We start from the raw sequence: 2,696 nt of genomic DNA on the forward strand, positions 1-2,696 counted from the left end.
CATAGGATCCGATCAGGCGATGGATACGGCCGGCGTCCAGGAGCACACCCAGCCCCCAGCCGTCGACCCCACAGTTGTTACTGACGATTTCGAGATCGGTGACATCGGCGTTCAGCAACGCCTCGATCAGCGTGCTCGGGATGCCGCACACCCCGAACCCACCCACCGCCAACGATGCTCCGTCACGGATATCGTCGATCGCCTTAGCTGCACTTGCGACGACTTTGTCCACTGTTCGCGCACCCCTTCTCTTGCCGCCGATCCCGCGTTGACGTGCAGGAACACGACCGACATTCGATCATTCCGATCTTCGTCCCGGGCCCGATCGCTGAATCGACCAGCAGGAAGACCAACGGATAGTGCGCGCCGGCTCAAATCGGTGCGGTCAGCGTGTGCGCCCGTCATGACAGAATTTCTACCTGCCGTCCAGCGGTGGCCGCGATGGGGCGACGGTCGCACCTTCCGGAGATTCCGCGGGCCGGACTCGCCTCCACGTCAGGCGTGGGACCCGGATGTCCGAGGCGTCCTCGTCCTCCTGCGCCGGGCAAGACAGTGTCAAGGTGTCCCCTTGCAGCGTGAAATCACGAACCAGGTCCTCTCCGATCCACCTGGGAACAGATGCTGCCCGCACCCGGTGAATGACCTGCCTGCCAGCTAGGTGGTAAGACCCGCAGTACCCAAAGAACGAGGTGCTCATGGAGATCGACTCGACATCGACACGCGATCCATCCCTGCGTTCAGAGACCGCGGTGCCATCCCGCGGGTCGCAGATGTGCACGGACATGTAGCCGTCTTCCCAGTAGACCAGTAGGCCGCCCGGCTGGGCACCCATGGGCCTCTCGAGAACATTTCCGTTACGGTTGGTGATGTCGAACGAGTCGAGCCGCCACACTCCCAGAGCGTTCGGCAGGAAACCATGCGCATCGGGATGGCCCAATGGATCCGAGCTGCCTGCGCTGTTCATGATTATTCCACCTCTCTTACACGCTGGTCGTAGGTCTTCCGACCGGTAGGCCTTGCCGCCTTCGAAAACGTTACGGACTAGCCGGCAAGTTGGCAAGTTTCGTGAATAAATGACTTTTTTGCGCATTCTGCGCATCAGGACCGGCAACGAGGGGCCGCCGGCCACGGCGAAAGAAACCGCCGGCGGCGGCATGTCACCCCCGTGGGGCTGGAACGCAGATCGCACAGCAGTGAATGCTACGAACGAGCCGGAAAACTAGCAAGTTTCGTAGATAGATAGCTTTTTGCGCATTCTGCACAGACGAGGAGCTGGCCCGCACCGGCGAGCAGCGCCGCCGGGACCGCGACCGGCCGGCTGGCCCTCGACCGGGCGAAGGCGAAGGCCGAGCTCCTGTTCCACCGGCTCGAACACCGCATCCGCGCCCATGTCCTGCCCTGCTGGCTCGCCCTGCTCCTCCCCCGGGCCGCCGAACGCCGGTCCGGGCAAACATGGCTCGCCATCCGCCGCCAGACCGGCCGGATCATGCAGGTCACCCTGGCCGGCCCCGCCGGCACGGTTACCCGGACCACCACCCCCACCCCGGCGCAGAAAGGCTATCTACCAGGCCGTTGCCGTCCCCCCACAGCCTGCGCACGCCGGCGGCTCGTGGGCCACCGTCCGGGTCGGGGTGGCGGTCATCGCAAGCGTCGAGCCGGGGTGCCCGTCCTGCCCACCGGGGCTGCGGTTGCTCTTCGTGCGCAGCGACTTCGGCGCGTCCGGCTTGGCCAGCCCGTCCGAACTCGGTGGCTTCGGGGAGTTCTTCGAGTTCTTCCCGGTCTGGGCGCGCAGCGCCTCGATCTCCCTGTTCGCCCGCTCCAGCGCGGCCTCGGTCCCGGCCAGCCTCGCCAGCGCCTCGGCGAGCGCCGCGGCCTGTGTCACGACCAGCGCCGCGAGCTCGTCGTACGACGGCGCGGACGGATCTTCGGGCACCATCGGGCGATGTGCGTCGTGCCTTCCGGTTCGCGACTCGGGGCGCCGCTCATGCCGGTCGGCCTACGCTTACGGCCTGTCGAACCATCCACCTCGATCCACCACTAGGGGCAGTACCTATGCGCGTCGTCTCCCTACTGCTCGTGCTGTGCATCGGGAGTGGACTGACCGACCTGAAGCTGTACACCGACCTTGTCCACCAGACCCAGCAGGGAGCGCTTGAGATCGCGCGTGCGGTGGCATCCGACCCGCTCCTGGCCCGGGCGGTCATGGGGAAGGATCCCGCGGGGGAGGTGCAGGCCCTCGCCGAACAGGCCCGGCGCCTCACAGGAGCGCAGTCCGTGGTCGTCATCAACAGCCGGGGTATCCGCTGCTCCGATCTCGATCCGAAGAACATCGGCAAACCGGTCAGCGCCGACCCCTCGGGCGCCCTCCACGAACAGGAGACTGTCAGTCGCGGGTCCGGGAGCCTGGGGTCGTCCGTGCGCGCCGAGGTTCCGCTGCGCGACACCGACGGTAAGATCGTCGGTGAGGTCAGAGTCGACGTCAGTATGCAGGATCTGCACCACCAGTTGCTCACGCAGCTGCCCAGCGCCGCGGAGAATCTGGGCCTGCAAGTGGTCGTCGGCATCACCACTATCATAGTGATCACGCTATATAACCGGGCCAAACTCGAAAAACTTGCCCGCGAACTCAAAAAAATTGTCCGCGCAATCGACGATCTCTGGGGTCATCTCAGGGACCGGCCCGCACCGCCCACCCC

The 2,696-nt window shown here is 65.5% G+C and carries 4 protein-coding genes; 1 reads left to right on the top strand and 3 read right to left on the bottom strand.

The genetic code is table 11. From position 1 onward, the window contains the following. The 3 genes from AC08OP_RS23765 to AC08OP_RS23775 form a co-directional block, all read right to left on the bottom strand. A partial coding sequence (locus AC08OP_RS23765; protein ID WP_476616205.1) for a CoA-transferase occupies positions 1–232 on the bottom strand: 232 nt, incomplete at its 3' end. Between the two features lie 183 nt (positions 233–415). Then, positions 416–1,156 (bottom strand): lipocalin-like domain-containing protein, encoded by a 741-nt coding sequence (locus AC08OP_RS23770; RefSeq protein WP_476616206.1) that lies wholly within the window; start codon positions 1,154–1,156, stop codon positions 416–418. A 405-nt stretch (positions 1,157–1,561) separates the two neighbouring features. Next, positions 1,562–1,936, bottom strand: a complete 375-nt coding sequence (locus AC08OP_RS23775; protein ID WP_476616207.1) for a DUF6444 domain-containing protein — start codon at positions 1,934–1,936, stop codon at positions 1,562–1,564. A 116-nt stretch (positions 1,937–2,052) separates the two neighbouring features. Between AC08OP_RS23775 and AC08OP_RS23780 the strand changes: the two genes are divergently transcribed. After that, positions 2,053–2,696: hypothetical protein (locus AC08OP_RS23780; RefSeq protein ID WP_476616208.1), on the top strand; the 644-nt coding region annotated here is incomplete at its 3' end.

The sequence above is a fragment of the Frankia sp. CeRuru1 genome, from assembly GCF_977966315.1.

Coding starts and splice junctions, on each gene's coding strand:
- AC08OP_RS23770 (WP_476616206.1), bottom strand. CDS start 1,156: ATGCCGCCGCCGGCGGTTTCTTTCGCCGTGGCCGGCGGCCCCTCGTTG.
- AC08OP_RS23775 (WP_476616207.1), bottom strand. CDS start 1,936: ATGGTGCCCGAAGATCCGTCCGCGCCGTCGTACGACGAGCTCGCGGCG.